Origin of the sequence: Streptomyces sp. NPDC091387 (genome assembly GCF_044756945.1) — a bacterium.
In the GTDB taxonomy this organism is placed as follows: domain Bacteria; phylum Actinomycetota; class Actinomycetes; order Streptomycetales; family Streptomycetaceae; genus Streptomyces.
Window position 1 is genome coordinate 65,292 of sequence record NZ_JBIVTZ010000026.1, and the last position, 24,564, is coordinate 89,855.

A 24,564-nucleotide genomic window follows, 5' to 3' on the forward strand; every position below is an offset into this window, starting at 1 on the left:
CGGCATGATGTCCGCCCCTGATGTGCTCTCCGTGCTCTCCCTGCTGCGCGAGGCCGGTACGGACGTGGTGATCGCCGGTGGCTGGGGGATCGACGCGCTGGTCGGCGAGGAGACCCGCCCCCACCAGGACCTCGACCTGCTGCACCGCCGCGAACAGGAACCCGCCCTCGTCGCCGCCCTGGTGGCGGCCGGCTACGCGCAGACGGTCGACTGGCGGCCCGTACGGTTCGTCCTCAGCCATCCGTCCGGGGCCGAAATCGACCTGCACCCCCTGGAGTTCGCGCCCGACGGGTCGGCGACCCAGTCGTCGTTCGACCCGCAGGAGCCGTTTCGCTACCCGGCGGAGTGCTTCGTCACCGGCACCGTCGGCGGGACGCCGGTGCGCTGCCTCTCGGTGGCGCAACAGGTCGAGTTCCACCGGGACTACGACCCCCGCCCCGCCGATCTGCAGGACATGGCCCGGCTCCGCGGGGAGTTCGGCGTGGCCACGCATTTCTGAGGCGACCCGGCCCGCCGGTGCCCCGGACCCGCTGCATGCAGCACAATCGAGCGTCGGCCGGGAGCGCGAGTGGCAACCGGAATCCAGCGAACAGGGGACAGGCATGCACGGGGCGAGGAATCTGCGGGGACGGCGGCACCGGGTGGCCGCCGTCGGGATCGCGGCCGCGATGGCCCTGGGCGCGTCCGCCTGCGGCAGCGACGACGACGGCAAGGGCTCCGCCGGAGCGGACAAGGGCGCCAAGGCCCCGGCCGAGCCCTCCGGAACCCGGGCGCTCGACGAGGCCCGGCTGACGGCCGCCTCCTTCACCGACGGCGAGAGCGTCGGCACGTACACCGCGTCCGAGTACGCGCTCGGCAGCCCCCTCGGCGACGCCTACACCGCGGACCCGGCCGGATGCCAGCCGCTCGTCAGCCTCGCCGCCGAGGTCAGCGACCCCGACCCCACCGCCCAGGTGCAGCGCAAGGCCGACGTCCCGGAGGAGATGCTCGGCGTCACCGTCGACGTCACGCTGCGCGCCTACGCCAAGGGCGGGGCGGCCACCGTCATGAAGGCACTCGGCAAGGCCGGCCGGGACTGCGCCGGAGGCTTCACCGAGCAGCGGGCCGTCGCCCGCGCGAAGTACCTGAAGGCCGAGCCCGCCAAGGCCCCCGCCTTCGCCTCCGAGGCCGACGAGTCGAAGGCGTACCGCTTCACCATCCTCGACGTGAAGGGGAAGGAGAAGCTGTACGAGTACCTCACCGTCGTCCGCTCCGGCTCCACCACCCTCGCCTTCCGCGCGGAGATCACCTCCACCAAGGACATCGGCGGCGTCCCGCCCGAGATCATGGCCGCCCAGTGGGCGAAGTTCCGTGCGGCCAAGGGCTGAGGGGCCGAGATGAGCGAGCAGCCACGACCCGGCGCCAGGGGCGCCCTGTCCACGCACACAGCGGATGCGGCAACAATGGGGGCCATGAGCGACAGCCCTGCCCCCCTAGCAGACCCGCACCTCGTCTTCGACGCCGTGGAAGGCCGCCGGGATCTCGTCATCCTCGGCTCCACCGGGTCCATCGGCACCCAGGCCATCGACCTGGTGCTGCGTAATCCCGACCGTTTCCGTGTCACCGCGCTCTCCGCGGCGGGCGGCAGGGTCGCCCTCCTCGCCGAACAGGCACGCCGACTGCGGGTGCGCACGGTGGCGGTCGCCGCTCCCGAAGCGGTGCCCGCCCTGCGCGAGGCACTGCGGCAGGAGTACGGAACCGGGGAACAGCTCCCCGAGATCCTCGCCGGGCCGAACGCCGCCACGGAACTCGCCGCCGGCGACTGCCACACCGTGCTCAACGGGATCACCGGCTCGATCGGCCTCGCGCCCACGCTGGCCGCGCTCAAGGCGGGCCGCACCCTGGCACTCGCCAACAAGGAGTCGCTGATCGTCGGCGGTCCGCTGGTCAAGGCGCTGGCCGCGCCGGGGCAGATCATCCCGGTCGACTCCGAGCACGCCGCCCTCTTCCAGGCGCTGGCGGCAGGCAAGCGCAGCGACGTGCGCAAGCTCGTCGTCACCGCGTCCGGCGGCCCGTTCCGCGGACGCACCAGGAGCGAGCTCGCGGACGTCACGAGGGAACAGGCACTCGCGCACCCGACCTGGGCCATGGGCCCGGTCATCACGATCAACTCGGCGACCCTGGTCAACAAGGGGCTGGAGGTCATCGAGGCGCACCTCCTCTACGACATCCCCTTCGACCGCATCGAGGTCGTGGTCCACCCCCAGTCGTACGTCCACTCCATGGTGGAGTTCACCGACGGGTCGACCCTCGCCCAGGCCACCCCGCCCGACATGAGCGGACCGATCGCCATCGGCCTCGGCTGGCCGCAGCGCGTCCCCGACGCCGCCCCCGCCTTCGACTGGTCGAAGGCCTCGGCCTGGGAGTTCTTCCCGCTGGACACCGAGGCGTTCCCGTCCGTCGGGCTCGCCCGGCACGTGGGCACGCTGGGCGGCACCGCGCCGGCGGTGTTCAACGCGGCCAACGAGGAGTGCGTGGACGCCTTCCTGGCCGGACGACTGGCGTTCAACGGCATCATGGACACCGTCACCGCGGTGGTGGCCGAACACGGGACGCCGCCGACGGGAACTTCACTGACCGTCGCGGACGTCCTTGAAGCGGAGGCCTGGGCACGGACCCGGGCCCGTGAACTCTCGGCCAAGGCCGCAGCGGAGGCGCGCGCATGAGTATGACGTCGGTCCTGTTGACCGTTCTGGGCATCGCTGTCTTCGCCATCGGCCTGCTGTTCTCCATCGCCTGGCACGAGCTGGGACACCTCTCGACGGCGAAGCTGTTCGGCATCCGCGTCCCCCAGTACATGGTCGGCTTCGGCCCGACGGTCTGGTCGCGCAAGAAGGGCGACACGGAGTACGGGATCAAGGCCATCCCGGCCGGCGGCTACATCCGCATGATCGGGATGTTCCCGCCCGGCCCGGACGGGCGGCTGGAGGCGCGCTCCACCTCGCCGTGGCGCGGCATGATCGAGGACGCCAGATCGGCCGCCTTCGAAGAGCTGGAGCCGGGCGACGAGAAGCGGCTCTTCTACACGCGCAAGCCGTGGAAGCGCGTGATCGTCATGTTCGCCGGACCGTTCATGAACCTGATCCTGGCCGTCGCCATCTTCCTCGGCGTGGCCATGACCTTCGGGTTCCAGACCCAGACGACCGAGGTCGCCGGCGTCCAGAAGTGCGTGATCTCCCAGAGCGAGAAGCGGGAGACCTGCAAGAAGTCCGACCCGGTCTCGCCCGCCCAGGCGGCCGGACTCCGGGAGGGCGACAAGATCGTCGCCTTCAACGGCCAGAAGGTCGACGAGTGGTCCACGCTCTCCGACCGGATCCGCGACACGATCGGCCCCGCCACCATCACGGTCCAGCGCGACGGCCAGGAGCAGACCCTGCACGCCGTGCTCAAGAAGAACGCGGTGGCGAAGAAGGACTCCGAAGGCGAGGTGATCCCCGGGAAGTTCGTCTCCGCCGGCTACCTCGGATTCGCGGCGCAGACGGAGATCATCCCGCTCTCCTTCGGTGACTCGGTCGTCCGCATGGGCGACATGATCGAGAACGGCGTCGACTCGATCATCGCCCTGCCGTCCAAGATCCCGGACCTCTGGAACGCGGCCTTCTCGGACGGCGAGCGTGCGGCCGACTCCCCGGTGGGCGTCGTCGGTGCGGCCAGGATCGGCGGCGAGGTGATGACGCTGGACGTTCCGGCGCAGAACCAGATCGCGATGATGCTGTTCCTGCTGGCCGGCTTCAACCTCTCGCTGTTCCTCTTCAACATGCTGCCGCTGCTGCCGCTGGACGGCGGTCACATCGCGGGAGCGCTGTGGGAGGCCGGCCGCCGGAACGCGGCGCGCCTCTTCAAGCGCCCCGACCCCGGTCCCTTCGACGTCGCCAAGCTGATGCCCGTCGCCTACGTGGTGGCCGGAGTGTTCATCTGCTTCACCCTGCTCGTGCTGGTGGCCGACGTCGTGAATCCGGTCAAGATCACCTGACCGGTGAGACGGAAACACCTGCTGTGACCCGAGCGACCGCGGAGGCGCACGACGCGTCCGGTGGCCCACATTTTGTGCGGACGCCGGACGTCGTGTGCCTCAGGTTGTCCTCGGTGCCGTAACCTCGAAGGTCGGAGCCCGCCGATCTCGGGACGTTGATCCACACCTTGGGGATGCTCAGCGCATGACTGCGATTTCTCTCGGAATGCCTACCGTTCCGACCCAGCTCGCCGTACGGCGGGTCAGCCGCAAGATCCAGGTCGGGTCGGTGGCGGTCGGCGGGGACGCACCGGTTTCGGTGCAGTCGATGACGACGACGCGTACGTCGGACATCGGTGCGACTCTGCAGCAGATCGCGGAGCTGACGGCGTCGGGGTGCCAGATCGTGCGGGTGGCGTGCCCGACGCAGGACGACGCGGACGCGCTCGCGACGATTGCGCGGAAGTCGCAGATCCCGGTGATCGCGGATATCCACTTCCAGCCGAAGTACGTGTTCGCGGCGATCGACGCGGGCTGTGCGGCGGTGCGGGTGAACCCGGGGAACATCAAGCAGTTCGACGACAAGGTGAAGGAGATCGCGCGGGCCGCCAATGACGCGGGGACCCCGATCCGGATCGGGGTGAACGCCGGTTCTCTGGACGCGCGGCTGCTGAAGAAGTACGGCAAGGCGACGCCCGAGGCGCTGGTGGAGTCGGCGCTGTGGGAGGCGTCGCTCTTCGAGGAGCACGGCTTCCGGGACATCAAGATCTCGGTCAAGCACAACGACCCGGTCGTGATGGTGAACGCCTACCGGCAGCTCGCCGCGCAGAGCGACTACCCGCTCCACCTCGGTGTGACCGAGGCCGGTCCGGCGTTCCAGGGGACCATCAAGTCGGCCGTCGCCTTCGGCGCCCTGCTCAGCGAGGGCATCGGCGACACGATCCGCGTCTCCCTGTCCGCGCCGCCGGCCGAGGAGGTCAAGGTCGGGCTCCAGATCCTGGAGTCGCTGAACCTCAAGCAGCGCCGCCTGGAGATCGTGTCCTGCCCCTCGTGCGGCCGCGCCCAGGTCGACGTCTACAAGCTCGCGGACCAGGTCAGCGCCGGCCTGGAGGGCATGGAGGTGCCGCTGCGCGTCGCCGTGATGGGCTGTGTCGTCAACGGCCCCGGCGAGGCCCGCGAGGCCGACCTCGGCGTCGCGTCCGGCAACGGCAAGGGCCAGATCTTCGTCAAGGGCGAGATCATCAAGACCGTGCCCGAGTCGAAGATCGTCGAGACCCTCATCGAGGAAGCCCTGAAGATCGCCGAGCAGATGGAGAAGGACGGCATCGCCTCCGGCGAGCCCAAGGTCTCCATCAGCTAGAAAGTGATGCGGAAGCCCCGCCCATGACACCCGTGACAGCGCCCCGCCGGAGCAGCCAGCTCCGCGGGGCGCTGTCCGTGAGCGAGCTCACCGCGTTCCGCGGAGGCTGTTCACGGCCACGAGCGGCGCCCAACGGCCTCTTTCGGTACAGTGCGGAAATCAGCAGACCGCATGGTGAGGCCCCCTCGTGTTGACGCAGACCACCACCCGGGTCCTCGAACCCAGCGACCTCGGCGCCGCACTCGCGGTGCTGGAGAGCGAACCCGTAGCCAACGCCTTCGTGACCTCCCGGGTCCAGATCGCAGGCCTCGACCCATGGCGTCTCGGCGGCGAGATGTGGGGCTGGTACGCCGACGGGCGGCTGCGCTCCCTCTGCTACTCCGGCGCCAACCTCGTCCCCATCTGCGCCACCCCCGAAGCCGTCAGGGCCTTCGCCGACCGGGCCCGCAGGGCCGGCCGCCGCTGCTCCTCGATCGTCGGCCCCGCCGAGCGGACCGCACAGCTGTGGCGGCTCCTCGAACCGGGCTGGGGCCCCGCCCGCGAGGTCCGGGCCAACCAGCCGCTCATGGTCGCAGAGAGCCCCGCCACGGACGTGGCGCCCGATCCGCAGGTCCGCCGCGTCCGCAAGGACGAGATGGACATCCTGATGCCGGCCTGCGTGGCCATGTTCACCGAGGAGGTCGGCATCTCCCCGCTCGCGGGCGACGGCGGACTCCTCTACCAGGCCCGCGTCGCCGAACTCATCGCCGCCGGCCGCTCCTTCGCCCGGATCCAGGACGGCAAGGTCGTCTTCAAGGCCGAGATCGGCGCCACCACCTCCCAGGCCTGCCAGATCCAGGGCGTCTGGGTCGCCCCGGAATTCCGCGGCCGCGGATACTCCGAGACCGGCATGGCGGCCGTCCTGCGCCACGCGCTGACCGAGGTCGCGCCGATCGTCAGCCTGTACGTCAACGACTACAACACCCCCGCACGCAGGTCCTACAGCCGGATCGGCTTCCGCGAGGTCGGCGCGTTCATGAGCGTGCTGTTCTGACCCGGCCGCCCGCACCGCCCCCGTCCCGCGCCGACCCGTACCCCGCACCCCGCCACGGACAGTAGGGTCTGTCCATGGCAGCAGCTTCCGGGGGCGGCCCCCACAATCCCAGCGTCCGGATCGGACCGATCGATCTCGCCGCACGCGTGGACGAGGCGCTCGCCGTGCAGGCCGTCGCCTTCGGCCTCGGCCCCGACGAGATCGAAGTGCGCCGCCACATCGTCCTCAGACACCTCGACCACCCCCACGCCCGCGCGCTGGGCGCCCTGACCCCTGCCGACCGGCTCGTCGGCTTCGTCTACGGCATGCCGAACGAACGCGGTCACTGGTGGTCCACCGTCGTCGAGCCCTATCTGCGCGCCACCGACGCCACCCGCTGGCTCGACGACTCCTTCGTGATCACCGAACTGCACGTCCACCCGGAGTTCCAGAACCGCGGGATCGGCCGCGCCCTGATCACCACCGTCACCGACGCCGTCGACCAGCCCCGCTCCATCCTCTCCGCGATCGACGCGGAGAGCCCGGCACGCGGCCTGTACCGCTCACTCGGCTATCAGGACCTGGCCCGGCAGGTGCTCTTCCCCAGCGCTCCCAAGCCGTACGCGGTCATGGGAGCACCGCTTCCGCTGCTCCGCCGGACGCGTGAGTGACCCAATCGATTTCCGCCCGCCCGTGCCGCCCGGCTAACCTCCTGCACATCACCCTTCCGAGCAGGAGTTCACCATGGCCCAGGTCCAGCGCATGTCCCGATTGATGATCAAGACACTGCGCGACGACCCGGCGGACGCCGAGACGCTCAACCACAAGCTGCTCGTCCGGGCCGGATACGTACGTCGCACCGCCGCCGGCATCTGGTCCTGGCTGCCTCTCGGCAAGAAGGTCCTGGACAACGTCAGCCGCGTCGTCCGCGAGGAGATGGACGCCATCGGCGGCCAGGAGGTCCTGCTCCCCGCGCTCCTGCCCAAGGAGGCGTACGAGGCGAGCGGCCGGTACGAGGAGTACGGCGACCTGCTGTTCCGGCTCAAGGACCGCAAGGGCGCCGACTATCTCCTGGGCCCCACCCACGAGGAGATCTTCACCCAGGTCGTCAAGGACATGTGCTCGTCCTACAAGGACCTGCCCGTGATCCTCTACCAGATCCAGACCAAGTACCGCGACGAGGCCCGCCCCCGCGCCGGAGTGCTGCGCGGCCGCGAGTTCCAGATGAAGGACTCGTACTCCTTCGACACCACCGACGAGGGTCTCGCCGAGGCGTACCAGCTGCACCGCGCCGCCTACATCCGGATCTTCGAGCGGCTCGGCCTCGACCACCGCATCGTCTCCGCCGTCTCCGGCGCCATGGGCGGCTCGGCGTCCGAGGAGTTCCTCGCGCCCGCCCCGGCCGGCGAGGACACCTTCGTCGACTGTCCCGGCTGCGACTACGCGGCCAACACCGAGGCCGTGACCTACAAGTCCACCCCGGGCGACGCCTCGGGCACCGGTCCCGTCGAGGAGCTGGACACCCCCGACACCCCGACCATCGAGACCCTCGCCGCCCACCTCGGCGTCCCGGCCTCCGCCACCCTGAAGAACCTCCTGGTCAAGGTCGACGGCGAGATCGTCGCCGTGGGCGTGCCCGGCGACCGCGAGGTCGACCTCGGCAAGCTGGGGGAGCACCTCGCCCCCGCCGTCGTCGAGCTCGTCACCGCCGAGGACTTCGTGGGCCGCCCCGACCTGGTACGCGGCTACGTCGGCCCGCAGGGCCTGGAGAAGGTCCGCTACATCGCCGACCCGCGCATCGCGTCGGGCACCGCCTGGATCACGGGCGCCAACAAGGAGGGCACGCACGCGAAGAACGTCGTCGCGGGCCGTGACTTCGAGGTCGACGACTACCTCGACGTCGTCGTCGTCGAGGCGGGCGACCCCTGCCCCAACTGCGGCACCGGCCTCCAGGTGGACCGTGCCATCGAGATCGGCCACATCTTCCAGCTCGGCCGCAAGTACGCCGACATCTTCTCCCTCGACGTCCTCGGCCAGCAGGGCAAGCCCGTCCGCGTCACGATGGGCTCGTACGGCATCGGCGTCTCCCGCGCGGTGGCCGCCCTCGCCGAGCAGACCGCCGACGACAAGGGCCTGTGCTGGCCCCGCGAGATCGCTCCGGCCGATGTGCACGTGGTCGCCGCGGGCAAGGCGCTCCAGACCGAGCTGGCCCTCGACGTCTCCGAGAAGCTGGGCGCGGCCGGGCTGCGCGTCCTGGTCGACGACCGCGCGGGCGTCTCGCCCGGCGTCAAGTTCACCGACTCCGAGCTCATCGGCGTCCCGCAGATCCTGGTCGCCGGCCGCCGCTCCGCCGAGGGCGTCCTGGAGCTGAAGGACCGCCGCACCGGCGAGCGCGAGGAGCTCACCGTCGACGAGGCGATCGCCCGCCTCACCCAGCAGGGCTGAACCACTCCGTCACACGGAAGGGCGCCGCACGGATCTCCGTGCGGCGCCCTTCCGTGTGCGGGAGCTACAGCCAGCCCGCGAACTCCAGCGTCACTTCGCCCTCCTGGCCGCGGCCGGCGGCCAGCGCCCGGGTACCGGACTCCACCGCACGGAACAGCGTCCAGCCGTGCAGCCGCTCACGGTCCACCTCCAGCGCGTCCGCGAGCCTCTTGATCCTGCGCCGGGCCGTCATCGCGCCGCCCGGCGAGGCGATCAGATCCTCGACCCGGTCCCGCACCAGCCGCGCCAGATCGTAGGCCCGCTCGCCGACCAGCGGCTCCGGCCCGACCGTCAGCCAGGGCGCGCGCTCGCCCGAGAGCACCTTGCTCTGCCGGAAGTTGCCGTGCAGCAGCAGGGATTCGGGGGAGTGGGCGACCAGTTCCTCACGCGCGGCCAGGGCCGCGGAGACCAGGGGTTCCAGGTCCGGATCGGCCTCGGCGGCGGCCCGCATCGGCCCGGTCCGGCGCGCGGTCCGTTCGGCGACCGTCTCGAAGGCGTGTCCGGCGGGCGGCTCGACCCACAGCCGCCGTACCGTGCCCGCCGCCTCCAGCAGGGCCTTCGCCTCCGGCAGCGAACGCAGCGACACCTCGGGGTGCAGCCGCTCCAGCAGCAGGGCGCCGGCGGCGGGGTGCCCGGGGAGCATGTCCTCACCCGGCGCGATCAGCTGGACCGCGCCCCAGCCGTTCCAGTGCGCCAGCGCCGCCCTTTCGAGCTCGGGCGCCGCCCCGGACGGAGAGATCTTCAGCGCCGCGGGGGCGCCGTCGCCGCCTCGCACCAGGAGGACCAGGCTGCTGCGCCCGCCCGGGGCCGCGACCCGGTCCACGGACAGTTCCTGCCCGGCCCCGGCCAGCGCTTGCCCGGTCAGTGCGGGCAGCCCCGCGAGCCATTCCCCGGCGGCCGTATCCCCGTACGACTCGCCGAGCGCTCGCACCAGACGCTGCGGCGGTTCAAAACCCATACGTGCCGTGTTCCCTTTCAGAGCCTGCTTCAGCGCGTCGTGCCGGTCCGGCCCTTCGCATCGGAACCGATCCTCGCGTCGGCACCGTCCTCGCGGGAGCCGTCGGCGGCCCGCTCGGCGAGCCCGGGAAAGGGTACGCCGCTGCCCCGCCAGCGCACCGCGCGCACCGCGGCCTCCCGCAGCGCGTCCGCGGCCTCCCGCCGCAGCGGGCCCTCCGCGGCCCGTACGAGGTCGGAGTAGACGTCCGCGACCCGGTCCTCCAGCGCGGCGGCGAGCCGCACCGCCGCGGCTGGTCCTGGCACCGCGAACGGCAGAGCGTACGCGGGGTCCGACGCCACCGGCTCACCGCCCAGCCCGCGCACCGTCCGCACCAGTGCGTCGCGGCGGGCCCGGTGGGCGTGGTGTGCGGCGGTGGCCTCGGCCCGGCGGCCTGCGGCGACCCGGCCGCCCGCCACCCCGTACCCGTACACCGCGGCGTGTTCGGCGGCCAGCGCCGCCTGTGCGGCCTTCAGGGCCCCGTCGCGCACGTCCTCGTCGCTCACGCCTTCGTCTCCTTGGCCAGTTCGGTCAGCAGGTAGGAGTGCGCCGAAGCGGCCGCCGCGACCGAGGCGAGCAGCCGGGCCAGCTCCGGGGGCGCGTCCAGCAGGGCTGCCGTGTGCGAGGCCGCGGCACGGCGCTCGGCGGCGGCCAGTGCCTTGACGGCCTCCCGGGGGCCGCCGGCGGGCCGCGTCCGGACGAATTCGAGCGAGGCCGCCCCGGCCGGGGCGAGGGCCTTGACGTGGGCGCGGACGGCGTCGCGCAGCGGGGTGAGCCCGGCCGCGGTCGCCGGATGGGTGGCGAGCACGTTCTCGTACTGCCCGAGCAGGGACGCCGTCACGCCGACGGCCTTCTTCCGCAGTGACGTCTCCGCCCGCACCGCCGACGAGCGGTCGGACGCGGTCCGGGCACCGGCGTGCGCGGAACCCTTCCGGCCGCCGCCCCCGTCGTCACCGTCGCTTCCGCAGCCGGCCAGTACCGCCCCCATGGCGATCGCTCCCGTCGCGGTGAGCGCGCCCCTGCGCGTCGTCCCCGTGCGCCGCACGTGTTCTCCTTCGGGCCTGGACCTGTCTTGACCGGATGTGTCCGGAAGTGATCACCGCAGGCGAGCGTACCCGCGCTCGCGGGGCCGGCGGACGGCAACACCCCTCCGGACCGGATACCCTTTGACCAGACACGCGACGATCCCCACAACAGCACACGCGGCCGAGGAGTCACCCGGATGAGCACCACCCAGAGCGAGAGGCTGCGCGGGCTGGTAGAACCGCTCGTCAGCGCCGAGCAGCTGGATCTGGAAGAGATCGAAGTGTCCCGGGCCGGCCGCCGCCGGGTGCTGCGGATCATCGTGGACTCCGAAGAGGGCGTGGAGCTCGACACCTGTGCGGAACTGAGCCGGGCGATCTCCGCGCGGCTCGACGAGACCGATGTGATGGGCGAGGACGAGTACGTCCTGGAGGTCAGCTCTCCCGGTGCCGACCGCCCGCTGACGGAACACCGCCACTACGAACGTGCCACGGGCCGGCTGGCCAGGCTCCAGCTGCGCGAGGGCGGCGAGCTGGTGGCCCGCATCCTCGCGGTCGACGACGAGGGCCTCGATCTCGAGGTGCCGGGTGTCAAGGGCCGCAAGCCCACGTCCCGCCGGATCGCCTTCGGGGAGATCGCCAAGGCGCGCGTGGAGCTGGAATTCAACCGCAAGGACAAGAAGGAAGAGGAGGCGTAGCCGTGGACATCGATGTGAAGCTTCTGAAGGGCTTGGCGCAGGACAAGGAGATTCCGTTCGACGTACTCGTCGAGGCGATCGAGTCGGCCCTCCTCATCGCGTACCACCGCACGGACGGCAGTCACCGCCGGGCGCGCGTGGAGCTGGACGAGCGTGGCCATGTGACGGTGTGGGCCAAGGAGGACCCGGCCGATCTGGAGGAGGGCCAGGAGCCCAAGGAGTTCGACGACACCCCGTCGGGCTTCGGCCGGATCGCCGCGACCACCGCCAAGCAGGTCATCCTCCAGCGGCTGCGCGACGCCGAGGACGACCGGACGTTTGGCGAGTACGCGGGCCACGAGGGCGACGTCGTCACCGGTGTCGTCCAGCAGGGCAAGGACCCGAAGAACGTCCTGGTCGACATCGGCAAGCTGGAGGCCATCCTGCCGGTGCAGGAGCAGGTGCCCGGCGAGGAGTACACCCACGGCCTGCGGCTGCGCACCTACGTCGTACGGGTCGCCAAGGGCGTCCGCGGTCCGTCGGTGACGCTGTCGCGGACCCACCCCAACCTGGTGAAGAAGCTCTTCGCGCTGGAGGTCCCGGAGATCGCCGACGGTTCCGTCGAGATCTGCGCGATCGCCCGCGAGGCCGGTCACCGCACCAAGATCGCGGTCCGCTCCACCCGCTCCGGCCTCAACGCCAAGGGCGCCTGCATCGGCCCGATGGGCGGCCGTGTGCGCAATGTCATGGCCGAGCTGCTCGGCGAGAAGATCGACATCGTGGACTGGTCGGACGACCCGGCCGAGATGGTCGCCAACGCGCTGTCGCCCGCCCGGGTCAGCGAGGTCGAGGTCGTGGACCTCGGCGCGCGCTCCGCCCGGGTCACCGTGCCGGACTACCAGCTGTCGCTGGCGATCGGCAAGGAGGGGCAGAACGCCCGTCTCGCCGCCCGTCTGACCGGCTGGCGCATCGACATCCGCCCGGACACCGAGACCGACGCCGAGCGCGACGTGGCCGACCGCGAGCGGGCCGAGCGGGCCCGGGAGCGCGCCGAGCGGAGCTGATCCGGAGACGGGCCGGGCGCCGATTCGACAGCGCGCCGAGGCCCGGCCCGGACCGGGGCACAAGGAATAGAACTCGTCGGCATGCCGCTGAGATCACGACAACATCCGTTCGATCGTTGCCCCAAACAGGTGATGTCGATACGGGGAGGTAGACTTAAACGTGTCTGGCCGGACGCACGCCCGCGCTTGCCCTGAGCGAACCTGTGTGGGATGCCGGGAGCGAGCGGCCAAGAGCGAGCTGCTGCGCATCGTGGCGGATGGGGACGCATGCGTCCCCGACCCACGCGGTACGCTGCCCGGCCGGGGTGCGTATGTACACCCCGCATCTGTCTGTCTCGACCTGGCGGTTCGCCGCCGGGCATTCCCCCGGGCCTTCAAGGCCAAGGGGCCGTTCGATCCCGCCGCAGTACAGCGGTTCGTCGAACGGGTGACACCGTAGGAACAGGAAATTGAACGGCACGGGTCCCCGTGCGGTCAGGTACCTCGCGAGTTGGAAGTAGGTCGAGATTGCGATGAGCACTCGATGAGTACGCGATGAGTACGCCCATGAAGTAGCGACGGTCCGGCGGTAACCCGGACCTAAAAGGAGCGAAGTGGCTAAGGTCCGGGTATACGAACTCGCCAAGGAGTTCGGGGTTGAGAGCAAGGTCGTCATGGCCAAGCTCCAAGAACTCGGTGAATTCGTACGTTCGGCGTCCTCGACGATCGAGGCGCCGGTTGTACGCAAGTTGACTGACGCACTGCAGGGTCCCGGTGGCAACGCCGCCGGCAAGTCCGCTGCAAAGCCTGGCGCGCCCCGCAAGGCCGCCCCCGTGAAGCCCGCAGCGCCCTCCCCGGCCGCTGCGGCACGTCCCGCCGCCCCGAAGCCCGGCGTACCGGCTGCCAAGCCGTCCGCTGCCGAGGCTCCGGAGAGCAGCACCCCCGCTGCGGCCTCCGCGCCGTCCGCGGGCCCGCGTCCGGGCCCCAAGCCCGCACCCGTGAAGCCCGCCCCGGTGACACCGGTGCCCGCAGCCGAGTTCTCGGCTCCGGCCCCGGCACAGCCGGCCGCACCGCAGCAGCAGGCCCCGCGTCCCGCGGGTGCCACCCCGGGACCGCGTCCCGCCGCCAGCCCCGCCCGTCCGGCTCCGGCCGGCGGTCAGCGTGACGGTGGCCGCGAGGGCGGTCAGCGTGACGGCGGCCGTGGCGGCGAGCGCGACGGCGCCCGTGGCGGCGACCGTCCGGCGCGTCCCGCGGGCCAGGGCGCCCCGCGTCCCGGCGCACGTCCGGCGGGTCCCCGTCCGGGCAACAACCCGTTCACCTCCGGTGGCTCGACGGGCATGGCCCGTCCGCAGTCACCCCGTCCCGGTGGCGCCCCGCGTCCCGGTGGCGGCTCGGAGCGCCCCGGCGCCCCGCGTCCGCAGGGCGGCCCCGGCGGCGCCCCGCGCCCGCAGGGTCAGGGTCAGGGCGGCGCACGTCCGTCTCCGGGCGGCATGCCGCGCCCGCAGGCTCCTCGTCCCGGCGGCGCCCCCGGCGCCGGCGGTAACCGTCCCAACCCGGGCATGATGCCGCAGCGTCCCGCTGCCGGCCCGCGTCCCGGTGGTGGCCCCGGCGGTGGCCGTGGTCCCGGTGGTGGCGGCGGCGGTCGTCCCGGCGGCGGTGGCGGCGCAGGCCGTCCCGGTGGCGGCGGCTTCGCAGGCCGTCCGGCCGGTCCCGGTGGCGGTGGCGGCGGTTTCGCAGGCCGTCCCGGTGGCGGCGGTGGCGCTCCCGGCCGTCCGGGTGGTGGCGGCGGCTTCGGCGGCCGTCCCGGCTTCGGTGGTCGTCCCGGTGGTCCCGGTGCCCGTGGTGGCACACAGGGTGCCTTCGGCCGCCCCGGCGGTCCCGCGCGTCGTGGCCGCAAGTCGAAGCGGCAGAGGCGCCAGGAGTACGAGTCGATGCAGGCCCCGTCGGTGGGCGGCGTCATGCTGCCCCGCGGCAACGGGCAGGCTGTCCGGCTGTCTCGCGGTGCCTCGCTCACGGACTTCGCGGAGAAGATCAACGCGAACCCGGCGTCGCTCGTCGGCGTGATGATGAACCTCGGCGAGATGGTCACTGCCACGCAGTCCGTCCCGGACGAGACGCTGAAGATGCTCGCGGACGAGATGAACTTCGTCCTGGAGATCGTCAGCCCCGAGGAGGAGGACCGCGAGCTGCTCGAGTCCTTCGACATCGAGTTCGGCGAGGACGAGGGCGGCGAAGAGGCCCTGGTCTCCCGTCCGCCGGTCGTGACCGTCATGGGTCACGTCGACCACGGTAAGACCCGGCTGCTGGACGCGATCCGCAAGACGAACGTCGTTGCGGGCGAGGCCGGCGGCATCACGCAGCACATCGGTGCGTACCAGGTCGGCGCCGAGGTCAATGGCGAGGACCGCAGGATCACCTTCATCGACACCCCGGGTCACGAGGCGTTCACCGCCATGCGTGCACGTGGTGCGAAGTCCACCGACATCGCGATCCTCGTGGTGGCGGCGAACGACGGTGTGATGCCCCAGACGATCGAGGCGCTGAACCACGCCAAGGCGGCCGACGTGCCGATCGTGGTCGCGGTCAACAAGATCGACGTCGAGGGTGCCGACCCGGTCAAGGTGCGCGGTCAGCTCACCGAGTTCGGTCTGGTGGCGGAGGAGTACGGCGGCGACACGATGTTCGTCGACATCTCCGCCAAGCAGGGCCTCAACATCGAGGCTCTTCTGGAGGCCGTCGTCCTCACCGCCGACGCCTCGCTCGACCTGCGGGCCAACCCGGACCAGGACGCACAGGGTATTGCGATCGAGTCCCACCTCGACCGCGGTCGCGGTGCCGTCTCGACCGTCCTCGTCCAGCGCGGCACGCTGCGCATCGGCGACACGGTGGTCGTCGGCGACGCGTACGGCCGAGTCCGGGCGATGCTCGACGACAAGGGCGAGAACGTCGAGGAAGCGGGTCCCTCGACCCCCGTCCTCGTGCTGGGTCTCACCAACGTCCCGGGTGCCGGCGACAACTTCCTGGTGGTCGACGAGGACCGTACGGCCCGTCAGATCGCCGAGAAGCGTGCCGCTCGTGAGCGCAACGCCAACTTCGCCCGCAAGGGTGTCCGGTTCTCCCTGGAGAACCTGGACGAGGCGCTCAAGGCCGGTCTGGTCCAGGAGCTCAACCTCATCATCAAGGGCGACGCGTCCGGTTCGGTGGAGGCTCTCGAGTCCTCGCTGCTCCAGCTCGACGTCGGTGAAGAGGTCGACATCCGGGTCCTGCACCGCGGTGTGGGTGCGGTCACCGAGTCGGACATCAACCTGGCGACCGGCTCCGACGCCATCGTGATCGGCTTCAACGTGCGCGCCGCAGGGCGTGCCGCGCAGATGGCCGACCGCGAAGGTGTGGACGTCCGGTACTACTCGGTCATCTACCAGGCGATCGAAGAGATCGAAGCGGCCCTCAAGGGCATGCTCAAGCCGGAGTACGAAGAGGTCGAGCTCGGTACGGCGGAGATCCGCGAGATCTTCCGCTCGTCCAAGCTGGGCAACATCGCCGGTGTGCTGGTCAGGTCCGGCGAGGTCAAGCGCAACACCAAGGCGCGCCTGCTTCGCGACGGCAAGGTCATCGCGGAGAACCTCAACATCTCCGGTCTGCGCCGCTTCAAGGACGACGTCACCGAGATCCGCGAAGGCTTCGAGGGCGGTATCAACCTCGGAAACTTCAACGACATCAAGATCGACGACGTCATCGCGACGTACGAGATGCGCGAGAAGCCGCGAGGCTGACCCGTACCTCAACAGTCGGGGCCGGTCGACGGGTCGTATTTCCGTCGATCGGCCCCGGCCGTTCCGTGTACGGTTCTTGTGTCCCTGCCAATCATCGGCAGGGCACGAACCCGAACCGGCGGGACATCCGGACACACATGTATGTGGGGACACTGTCCTTCGATCTGCTTCTCGGCGACGTACGGTCGCTGAAGGAGAAGCGTTCCGTGGTCCGTCCGATCGTCGCCGAGCTCCAGCGCAAGTACGCGGTGAGCGTGGCGGAGACGGGCGGTCAGGACCTCCATCGCAGGGCCGAGATCGGCCTCGCCGTGGTCTCCGGGGACACCGGGCACCTCACGGACGTGCTGGACCGGTGCGAGCGGCTGATCGCCGGCCGGCCGGAAGTGGAGCTGCTGTCCGTACGGCGGCGGCTGCACAGCGACGAAGACGATTGAGTAGGAACGGAGACGGACCAGTGGCCGACAACGCGCGGGCTAAGAAGCTGGCGGACCTCATCCAGGAGGTGGTCGCCGAGAAACTGCAGCGCGGAATCAAGGACCCGCGCCTGGGTACGCACGTGACCATCACGGACACCCGCGTCACCGGCGACCTGCGGGAGGCCACGGTCTTCTACACGGTCTACGGCGACGACGAGGACCGGGCGAGCGCGGCAGCCGGCCTGGAGAGCGCCAAGGGCATCCTGCGCTCGGCGGTCGGTGCGGCGGCGGGGACGAAGTTCACCCCCACGCTCGCCTTCATGGCGGACGCGCTGCCCGAGAACGCCAAGGCGATCGAGACCCTCCTCGACCGGGCACGGGCCTCGGACGCCAAGGTGCGGGAGGCGTCCTCGGGCGCCACGTACGCCGGCGACGCCGACCCGTACCGCAAGCCGGAGGACGAGACCGACGAGGACTCCCCTTCCGCATGACGCAGAACAAAACGCCGGACGGCCTTGTCATTGTCGACAAGCCGTCCGGCTTCACTTCGCACGACGTCGTCGCCAAGATGCGCGGCATCGCCAGGACCCGTCGCGTCGGCCATGCCGGCACGCTGGACCCGATGGCCACGGGCGTTCTCGTGCTCGGCGTGGAACGGGCCACCAAGCTCCTCGGCCACCTCGCGCTCACCGAGAAGGAGTACCTCGGCACGATCCGGCTCGGCCAGGACACCGTCACCGACGACGCCGAGGGCGAGATCACCTCGTCCACCGACGCCTCCGGAGTGACGCGCGAGGGCATCGACGCGGGGGTCGCCGAACTGACCGGCGCCATCATGCAGGTGCCGTCCAAGGTCAGCGCCATCAAGATCGACGGCAAGCGGTCCTACGCGCGGGTGCGCGGCGGCGAGGAGTTCGAGATCCCGGCCCGGCCGGTGACCATCTCGTCCTTCAACGTCTACGACGTCCGCGAGGCGGTCGCCGAGGACGGCACCCCGGTGGTCGACCTGGTCGTCTCGGTGGTCTGCTCCTCAGGTACGTACATCCGGGCCATCGCCCGCGACCTCGGCGCCGGACTCGGCGTGGGCGGGCACCTCACCGCGCTGCGGCGCACCCGCGTGGGCCCGTACGGCCTCGACGGGGCGAGGACGCTGGACCAGCACCAGGAAGAACTGGTCGTGATGCCGGTGGCCGAGGCCGCCGCCTCGGCCTTCCCGCGCTGGGACGTCGACGAGAAGCGCGCCAAGCTGCTGCTCAACGGGATGCGGCTGGACATGCCCGCGTACCCGCCGGGCCCGGTCGCGGTCTTCGGACCCGACGGACGGTTCCTGGTCCTCGTCGAGGAGCAGAAGGGCAAGGCCAAGAGCCTCGCCGTCTTCGGCTGAGCTCCTCGGACGTTCGCATCGCATCGCGTCGTGGAGTGGGCAGGGGGCCGTTGCCCGCTCCACGACCCGTATCGCGTCCTGCGTTGCTTCCTGTCCGGCGAACGCCCCTGATTCACCCCAACGGGCAGGCGCTCGGAGTGAATCAGGGGTGCGAACGGGGGCGCTTTCGCTCTGATCACTCCGAGTCGATCACGGCCGACCTAACGTCGGATCATGGGATGCGGGGACCGGACGACGCTGGTACGACTGTGCGATCCGGCCGGCCGGCCGAGAGGGACCGGGTTCGTGGCCGACGACCGGGGCACGGTCGTGACCAGCCACGAGGCGGTCGACGGGGTCACACACCTCGTCCTGCACGGCGCGGACGGACGCAGCTGCCGCGTCGACGCCGATGACATCACCGCCCTGCCCGAGCTGGACCTCGCGCTCATTCCCACCGGCGGACCGGACGCGCTGGGCGCGCAGCCGCTGCCGATCGCGGAGCGCGAGCGGATCGAGGCCGGTACGTATGTGACGATCGCCGCGCACGGCTGGCGCGAGGCCCGCGTCCTGGGCCCGGCCCCGGTGACCTACACCGCGGGCGGCGCCACCCACCGGATCGGCCGGGCGCTGGAACTCGCCCTTGGTACTGACGGCCGCGACGCGCTCCTGCTGGGCGGCGCCGCGGTGGGCGGGCCGGTCCTGGACCCGGACACCGGCGCGGTCATCGCGGTTCTCGGCACCGCCCTGCGCGCCGGACACGCCGCCGCCGGATGCGCGGTGCCGCTGGCCGGGGCGGGCGACGGGGGACCGCTGGGCGCCCTGCTGCTGCGCAACGCCATGAGCGTCCCCGGCTACGGCCGGGACCTGAACCTCGCCGGGGCCCTCCAGCTGACCGCCATGTCCGTCGGCTCGGCGGACGGGCCGGGCGCCTGCCCCGATCCGGTGGAACGGCCCGAAGCCACCGCGGAGTTCAGCGCGTTCGCCGCTGCCGGTCCGGCGGCGGCCACCGGGGAGACCGCGGTGGTTCTGGGCCTGGTCGGAGAGCCGGGCACGGGCCGCACCACCGAACTCGCCGCACTCGCCGCCCGCCGGGCCCGCGGCCCGGTGCCCGCGCTCACCCTGTGGCTGCGCGGCGCCGATCTGCTGGCCGACGACACCTCCGTGGCCGACGCGATCGCCCGCACGCTCCGGCAGGCCGGACGCATCGTCACCGCCGCCGGAGCCCTCGGCGACATGGGAGCCGCCACCCCGGAGCGGGTGGCCCGGCTGGCAGCGGACTCCGGCAGCCCCCTGCTCGTCCTGCTGGACGGTCCGGAGGAGATGCCGCCCGTCCTGGCGCACCGGCTGGCCCGGTGGAGCGCGGGAACGGTCGGCTGGCTGCGTTCGAGCGGGGCGCGGCTCGTCGTCGCCTGCCGCCCCGAGCACTGGGAGACCGCCGGCGCGCTCTGTCCGCCCGGTGCGCTGCACCGCCCGGCCACGCCCGCCAGGCGGCTGCCGTCCGCCCTGCGCATCGACGACCTCACCGTGGGCCAGACCGAGCTGGCCCGGCAGCGGTACGCGCTCCCGCCCGACGCGCTCGCCGCCGGCCACGACCGCCACCCGCTCACCCTGCGGCTGCTGGCGGAGGTACGGGCGGCCCTGCCCCCGGACACGCCGGGACGGCCCGGTACCGAGGAGGTGTTCGGCGCGCACCTTGACCTGATGTGCCTGCGCATCGCGGTCCGGATCGCCGCCGAGTGCCGCCCGGCACCGAGGGGCACGGCGGTACGGCGACTGGCGGCGCAGGTGGCGGGGCAGGTCCACGAGGCGGCCCGGCGCTGTCTGGGGCCCGGCCAGGGGGAGCTGGACCGGTCCGCGTTCGAGCACGTCTTCCCTTGGCGCACCGGCTGGGCGTCCGCCGTGCTCACCGAGGGGCTGCTCGTCCCGGCGGGAGCGGGCTACCGCTTCGCCCACGAGGAGCTGGGGGACTGGATCCAGGGCGCGCATCTGGACGTGGACGCCGCGCTGCGGGCCCTGGTGCACCGCTGGCACGCCCCGGGTGCCGCCACGGGGGAGAGCGGCGGGCGGGTTCCGCGCCCCCGCCGCCCGGCCGGCGCCGACGCGCCCGACAGCGCGCCCGCGCATGCGCCCGCTCCCGCTGCCGTCGGGGGAGCCGAGGACGCGGAGCCGCGCACCCTCCCGGTGCCGCGCCATCGGATCGGCCCCGTGATCCAGGCGCTGCTGCTCCTGGGCCGCCGCCAGGGCCCCGCCGCGCTGGCCCACCGGCTGGCCGACCTGATCGAGGCGCTGGACCGGCTGCCGGCGGAGGGGGCGGCCGCCGCCGGTCCGCGTAAGGCCTCCGGACGGGCGGCCGCCGCCGGTCCGGACAAGGCCTCCGGCCCCGATTCGCGCGCCGCCGCCGGTCCGTGTACGGCTTCGGGCGCCGATTCGGGTACGGACCCCGCCCCCTCCGCCGGGCCGCCCCCCACCGGCAGTGACTGCCCGCCGCCCGACGCCCGCTGGTGGGCCGCACATCTGCTCGCCGGGACACTGCTGCGAGTGCCCGACGCCCGACCGCACCTCGGGGTGCTCCGGCTGCTCACCGGGCGCGTCGTCCGCAGCTCGGCCGAGGCGGGCGGGGCCGGTGCGCAGGGGGTGTACGCCGAGTTCGGTCCGTGGTTCTGGCGGCGGCTGCGGCTGCCGGAGGCGGACCGGACGGACCTGTTCCGGCGACTCGTCCCCGCCGACGGGCCCCCGCGCGAGGGCGACACCGACGGCGGGCGCTTCCTGGACGCGGTGGCGCGGCGGCTCGCCGCCCACCCACGTACCCTCCAGCCGCTCCTGTGCGCCTGGTTCACCGACGAGCAGCCGCTCGCCGTCGACCAGGGAGTGGCGGTGCGCCCGACCGTCGCGGCGGCCGCGCAGGCGCTCCTGTACGCCCGCCGCGATCTCGCCGTGGACGATCTGGCCGACGCGCTCGTCTCGACCGACCACCCCCGTGCCGGAGAACTGCTCGCCGCGCTGGCCGAGGACGAACCCTCCGCGCTGTGCCGGGCCGTCGAGCGGTGGTCCCGCGACGACGACCGCCGCGCCCGGCGGATCGCGGCCGCCTCGTACGGAGCGGTCGTCGCACCGAACCTCACCCGAGACGCCGACCGCGAACTGCTCCGCCGCTCCGCCCTCGCCCTGCTGGCCCGCCCCGGGGACACCGAGCTGCACGGCCCGGCGCTCACCCGGCTCATCGCCGATCCGCAGACCAGGGACCGCTACCTGCCGCAGGCCCTGCGCGTCTTCGCCGCGGGCGGCCCCCGGCTGTCCCCGGCCGCGCTCGCCGTCGCGCTGCCCACCCACCCCGAGCCGGTGCTGACCGCGTACCGCGACCGGCTCGTGCGGTCCGGGGACAGTGCGGGCGATGTGCTGCGCGCCCTCGCCGGGATCGACGCCCCCGCGCTCGCCCTGCACGCCGCCGGGCTCGTACGCGCGTACGTCGACAGCCACCCCGAGGACACGGTGCACGCCGCGGCCTACCTCGAGCGCAGGCTGGAGCACGGGCCCGCCGCCCGCGCCCTGCTGCTCCCCCTGCTGACCGGGCTGCTCCGGGACCGGCCCGCGACCGCGCCGGTCCGCGGCGCGCTCGCCGGGGTGCTGGCCTCACCCGGCAGCCCGGCCTCCCAGCCGCTCAGGGACGAGCTGCTGGAAGTGCTGCTGGACTTCGAACAGCGAGGCGCCCACCGGGACCCGATCGTGCTCGACGCGCTGCTGCGGGCTGCGGCGGCCGGCAGCGCCGGGCGCGGCAGCGCCCGCACCAGGGCCCTGGTCCACCGCACCGGGATGCTGCTCGTCCGCACCCCGGAAGGGGCCGGCCAGTTCGACCTCCGACTGGTCGAACTGGCCCATGACGTGCCCGGATTCGCCGCCCTGGTCACCGGCTGGCTGACGGACGCCCCACAGGAGTGGGCAGCGGTCATCGGCCCCAGCGCCCGGCGCACCGTAGAGGCCCTCGGATGCGTCTCAGCTACCCCGATCCCCATGCCGATGCAGGCCGCAGGGCGTGAGCATGGCAGTCTTAGACCTGCGTAAGAGGCAAACCCACGTACACAGGTTCGGGCGAGGAGCGGTCAGAGTGCAGCGCTGGCGTGGCTTGGAGGACATCCCCCAGGACTGGGGACGCAGCGTCGTCACCATCGGCTCCTACGACGGGGTGCACCGCGGACACCAGCTGATCATCGGCCGGGCCGTCGAGCGGGCCCGCGAGCTGGGCGTTCCGTCGGTCGTCGTGACCTTCGACCCGCACCCCAGCGAGGTCGTCCGGCCCGGCAGCCATCCGCCGCTGCTCGCCCCGCACCACCGCCGCGCCGAACTGATGGCCGACCTCGGCGTGGACGCGCTGCTGATCCTGCCGTTCACCACCGAGTTCTCGAAGCTCTCCCCGGCCGACTTCATCGTGAAGGTGCTCGTCGACAAGCTCCACGCGCAGCTGGTCATCGAGGGGCCCAACTTCCGCTTCGGCCACAAGGCCGCGGGGAACGTGCAGCTGCTCACCGAGTTCGGCGGCACGTACGACTACCGGGTCGAGGTCATCGATCTTCGGGTGCGCGGCGAGGCGGGCGGCGGCGAGCCGTTCTCCTCCACCCTCACCCGGCGCCTGGTCGCCGAGGGCGACTTGACCGGCGCCGCCGAGATCCTGGGCCGCCCGCACCGCGTCGAGGGCATCGTCGTCCGCGGCGCGCAGCGCGGACGCGAGCTCGGCTTCCCCACCGCGAACGTCGAGACCCTGCCGCACACCGCGATCCCCGCCGACGGGGTGTACGCGGGCTGGCTGAACGTGAACGGCGAGGCGATGCCCGCCGCGATCTCGGTCGGCACGAACCCGCAGTTCGACGCCACCGAGCGCACGGTGGAGGCGTACGCGATCGACCGGGTCGGCCTCGATCTGTACGGCCTGCACGTCTCCGTGGACTTCCTCGCCTACGTACGGGGGATGCTGAAGTTCGACTCGATCGACGAGCTCCTCGTGGCGATGGCCGCCGATGTGAAGCGCTGCAGCGAGCTGATCGCCGCGTACGACGGGGACTGACCCGCCCGTTCGGCGGGTCGGGGTACCCCCTGCGTCCATGCGGCGGGACCGCGCGGACCAGCGGCAGCGCTCAGCGGTACGGCCCGGCGGCTCGCCTAGGGTGGGGCGCACCTGGCCGGGTGTGCCGGGCCGAGGAGGTCCGTACCGTGCGTGAACTGCTCTCCGAGCTGCGTGCCTGGGACGAGGCCGGCACCCCCTTCGCCCTGGCGACGGTCGTCTCCGTCCGGGGCAGCGCGCCGCGGGACCCCGGCGCGGTGATGGCGGTGGCCGCCGACGGAGCGGTGGCGGGAAGCGTGTCCGGCGGCTGCGTCGAGGGCGCCGTGTACGAGGCGGCGGGCGAGGTGCTCGCCACGGGCAGCCCGCAGCTCCAGTCGTACGGGATCAGCGACGACGAGGCGTTCGGTGTCGGGCTGACCTGCGGCGGCACGATCGACGTCCTGGTCGCGCCGTTCGCCGCGGCCGCCGACCGCGCATGGCTCCGGGGCGTCACGGACTCGATCGCGGGCGGCGACCCCGTCGCCGTGGCCACCGTCCTGCCGGGCGCCGCGGCGGCCGGGGCCCGGCTGGTGGTCCGGGCCGGCGGCGCACAGGGCTCGCTCGGCAACGAGGGGCTCGACGCGGCCGTCACCGATGACGCCCTGGGCCTGCTCGCCCAGGGGGCGACCGGCCGTCAGTGGTACGGGACACGCGGGCAGCGCCGGATGCAGGACGTGTCCGTCTTCGTCCAGACGTACGCGCCACCGCCCCGGATGCTGGTCTTCGGCGCCATCGACCACGCCGCCGCGACCGCCCGCATCGGTTCGTTCCTCGGGTACCGGGTCACCGTCTGCGACGCCCGTCCGGCCTTCGCGACCCGCGAGCGGTTTCCCACCGCCGACGAGGTCGTCCGCGCCTGGCCGCACACCTATCTGTCGGACACGGAGATCGACGGGCGCACGGTCCTGTGCGTCCTGACGCACGATCCGAAGTTCGATGTCCCGCTGCTGGTCGCCGCACTGCGCACACCGGCCGCGTACATCGGTGTGATGGGGAGCCGGCGCACCCATCTCGACCGCGTCGCACGGCTGCGGGCCGAAGGGGTCGACGAGGCTGCGCTCGCGCGGCTCGCCTCACCCGTCGGCCTGGACCTCGGCGCCCGCACTCCGGAGGAGACCGCCGTCTCGATCGCCGCGGAGATCATCCAGCACCGCTGGGGCGGCACGGGGCGGCCGCTCGGCGAACTGACGGGCGCGATCCACCACCAGCAGCAGGAGCAGCGGTGGGGGGGGGGGGGCGCGGCCGCCCCGCCCCCCCCCCCCCCCCCCCCCCCCCCCCCCGCGCGCCGCCCCCCCCCCCCCCCCCCCCCCCCGCCGGGGGGCGGCCCCCGCCCC

The 24,564-nt window shown here is 72.5% G+C and carries 21 protein-coding genes; 18 read left to right on the forward strand and 3 right to left on the reverse strand.

Annotated features, from left to right (window positions below):
• Positions 1 to 4 precede the first annotated feature (4 nt).
• From ACIQM0_RS35750 to ACIQM0_RS35785, 8 genes are all read left to right on the forward strand, one after another.
• On the forward strand, positions 5 to 499 hold the full coding sequence (locus ACIQM0_RS35750) for a nucleotidyltransferase domain-containing protein (protein ID WP_401294796.1): 495 nt from the start codon (positions 5 to 7) through the stop codon (positions 497 to 499).
• Positions 500 to 602: 103 nt separating this feature from the next.
• The gene (locus ACIQM0_RS35755; protein ID WP_401294798.1) at positions 603 to 1,367 is read left to right on the forward strand and encodes a hypothetical protein; all 765 of its coding nucleotides are present in this window, start codon (positions 603 to 605) and stop codon (positions 1,365 to 1,367) included.
• Between the two features lie 84 nt (positions 1,368 to 1,451).
• Positions 1,452 to 2,705, forward strand: a complete 1,254-nt coding sequence (gene dxr / locus ACIQM0_RS35760; protein WP_401294800.1) for a 1-deoxy-D-xylulose-5-phosphate reductoisomerase — start codon at positions 1,452 to 1,454, stop codon at positions 2,703 to 2,705.
• On the forward strand, positions 2,702 to 4,012 hold the full coding sequence (locus ACIQM0_RS35765) for a M50 family metallopeptidase (protein WP_401294802.1): 1,311 nt from the start codon (positions 2,702 to 2,704) through the stop codon (positions 4,010 to 4,012). The genes dxr and ACIQM0_RS35765 overlap by 4 nt, the downstream gene beginning before the upstream one ends.
• Before the next feature lie 184 nt (positions 4,013 to 4,196).
• On the forward strand, positions 4,197 to 5,351 hold the full coding sequence (gene ispG / locus ACIQM0_RS35770; protein WP_363025188.1) for a flavodoxin-dependent (E)-4-hydroxy-3-methylbut-2-enyl-diphosphate synthase: 1,155 nt from the start codon (positions 4,197 to 4,199) through the stop codon (positions 5,349 to 5,351).
• 187 nt (positions 5,352 to 5,538) lie between these two features.
• A complete protein-coding gene (locus tag ACIQM0_RS35775; protein WP_401294805.1) occupies positions 5,539 to 6,384 on the forward strand; it encodes a GNAT family N-acetyltransferase in 846 nt (281 codons plus the stop codon).
• Between the two features lie 74 nt (positions 6,385 to 6,458).
• A complete protein-coding gene (locus ACIQM0_RS35780; protein WP_401294807.1) occupies positions 6,459 to 7,034 on the forward strand; it encodes a GNAT family N-acetyltransferase in 576 nt (191 codons plus the stop codon).
• A 73-nt stretch (positions 7,035 to 7,107) separates the two neighbouring features.
• The gene (locus tag ACIQM0_RS35785; RefSeq protein ID WP_363025194.1) at positions 7,108 to 8,808 is read left to right on the forward strand and encodes a proline--tRNA ligase; all 1,701 of its coding nucleotides are present in this window, start codon (positions 7,108 to 7,110) and stop codon (positions 8,806 to 8,808) included.
• Between the two features lie 64 nt (positions 8,809 to 8,872).
• Here ACIQM0_RS35785 and ACIQM0_RS35790 read toward each other — a convergent pair whose 3' ends face one another.
• From ACIQM0_RS35790 to ACIQM0_RS35800, 3 genes are read right to left on the reverse strand one after another with little or no spacing between them, the layout of a single operon-like run.
• Positions 8,873 to 9,805 (reverse strand): aminoglycoside phosphotransferase family protein, encoded by a 933-nt coding sequence (locus ACIQM0_RS35790; RefSeq protein WP_401294809.1) that lies wholly within the window; start codon positions 9,803 to 9,805, stop codon positions 8,873 to 8,875.
• Between the two features lie 29 nt (positions 9,806 to 9,834).
• Positions 9,835 to 10,332, reverse strand: coding sequence for a ferritin-like domain-containing protein (locus tag ACIQM0_RS35795; protein ID WP_401294839.1), 498 nt, complete (start codon positions 10,330 to 10,332; stop codon positions 9,835 to 9,837).
• An 11-nt stretch (positions 10,333 to 10,343) separates the two neighbouring features.
• On the reverse strand, positions 10,344 to 10,886 hold the full coding sequence (locus ACIQM0_RS35800) for a hypothetical protein (protein WP_401294811.1): 543 nt from the start codon (positions 10,884 to 10,886) through the stop codon (positions 10,344 to 10,346).
• Between the two features lie 177 nt (positions 10,887 to 11,063).
• Between ACIQM0_RS35800 and rimP the strand changes: the two genes are divergently transcribed.
• The 10 genes from rimP to ACIQM0_RS35850 all read left to right on the forward strand — a co-directional run.
• Positions 11,064 to 11,561 (forward strand): ribosome maturation factor RimP, encoded by a 498-nt coding sequence (gene rimP, locus ACIQM0_RS35805; protein ID WP_401294813.1) that lies wholly within the window; start codon positions 11,064 to 11,066, stop codon positions 11,559 to 11,561.
• Between the two features lie 2 nt (positions 11,562 to 11,563).
• Positions 11,564 to 12,604 (forward strand): transcription termination factor NusA, encoded by a 1,041-nt coding sequence (gene nusA / locus ACIQM0_RS35810; protein ID WP_123462619.1) that lies wholly within the window; start codon positions 11,564 to 11,566, stop codon positions 12,602 to 12,604.
• Between the two features lie 160 nt (positions 12,605 to 12,764).
• Positions 12,765 to 13,043 (forward strand): YlxR family protein, encoded by a 279-nt coding sequence (locus tag ACIQM0_RS35815; RefSeq protein WP_072489326.1) that lies wholly within the window; start codon positions 12,765 to 12,767, stop codon positions 13,041 to 13,043.
• A 154-nt stretch (positions 13,044 to 13,197) separates the two neighbouring features.
• On the forward strand, positions 13,198 to 16,356 hold the full coding sequence (infB, locus tag ACIQM0_RS35820) for a translation initiation factor IF-2 (RefSeq protein ID WP_401294816.1): 3,159 nt from the start codon (positions 13,198 to 13,200) through the stop codon (positions 16,354 to 16,356).
• Between the two features lie 137 nt (positions 16,357 to 16,493).
• The gene (locus tag ACIQM0_RS35825) at positions 16,494 to 16,790 is read left to right on the forward strand and encodes a DUF503 domain-containing protein (RefSeq protein ID WP_073739168.1); all 297 of its coding nucleotides are present in this window, start codon (positions 16,494 to 16,496) and stop codon (positions 16,788 to 16,790) included.
• Positions 16,791 to 16,810: 20 nt separating this feature from the next.
• On the forward strand, positions 16,811 to 17,263 hold the full coding sequence (rbfA, locus tag ACIQM0_RS35830; RefSeq protein WP_363025204.1) for a 30S ribosome-binding factor RbfA: 453 nt from the start codon (positions 16,811 to 16,813) through the stop codon (positions 17,261 to 17,263).
• Complete coding sequence (truB, locus tag ACIQM0_RS35835; protein WP_401294819.1) at positions 17,260 to 18,156, forward strand: tRNA pseudouridine(55) synthase TruB; 897 nt, start codon at positions 17,260 to 17,262, stop codon at positions 18,154 to 18,156. Before rbfA ends, truB begins: the two co-directional genes overlap by 4 nt.
• Positions 18,157 to 18,369: 213 nt before the next feature.
• The gene (locus ACIQM0_RS35840; protein ID WP_401294821.1) at positions 18,370 to 22,197 is read left to right on the forward strand and encodes a trypsin-like peptidase domain-containing protein; all 3,828 of its coding nucleotides are present in this window, start codon (positions 18,370 to 18,372) and stop codon (positions 22,195 to 22,197) included.
• 43 nt (positions 22,198 to 22,240) lie between these two features.
• Entirely contained in the window at positions 22,241 to 23,194 is a 954-nt protein-coding gene (locus ACIQM0_RS35845; RefSeq protein ID WP_401294823.1) for a bifunctional riboflavin kinase/FAD synthetase, read from the forward strand.
• A 146-nt stretch (positions 23,195 to 23,340) separates the two neighbouring features.
• Positions 23,341 to 24,564, forward strand: a 1,224-nt coding sequence (locus ACIQM0_RS35850; RefSeq protein ID WP_401294825.1) for an XdhC family protein, incomplete at its 3' end; no start/stop codon positions are given.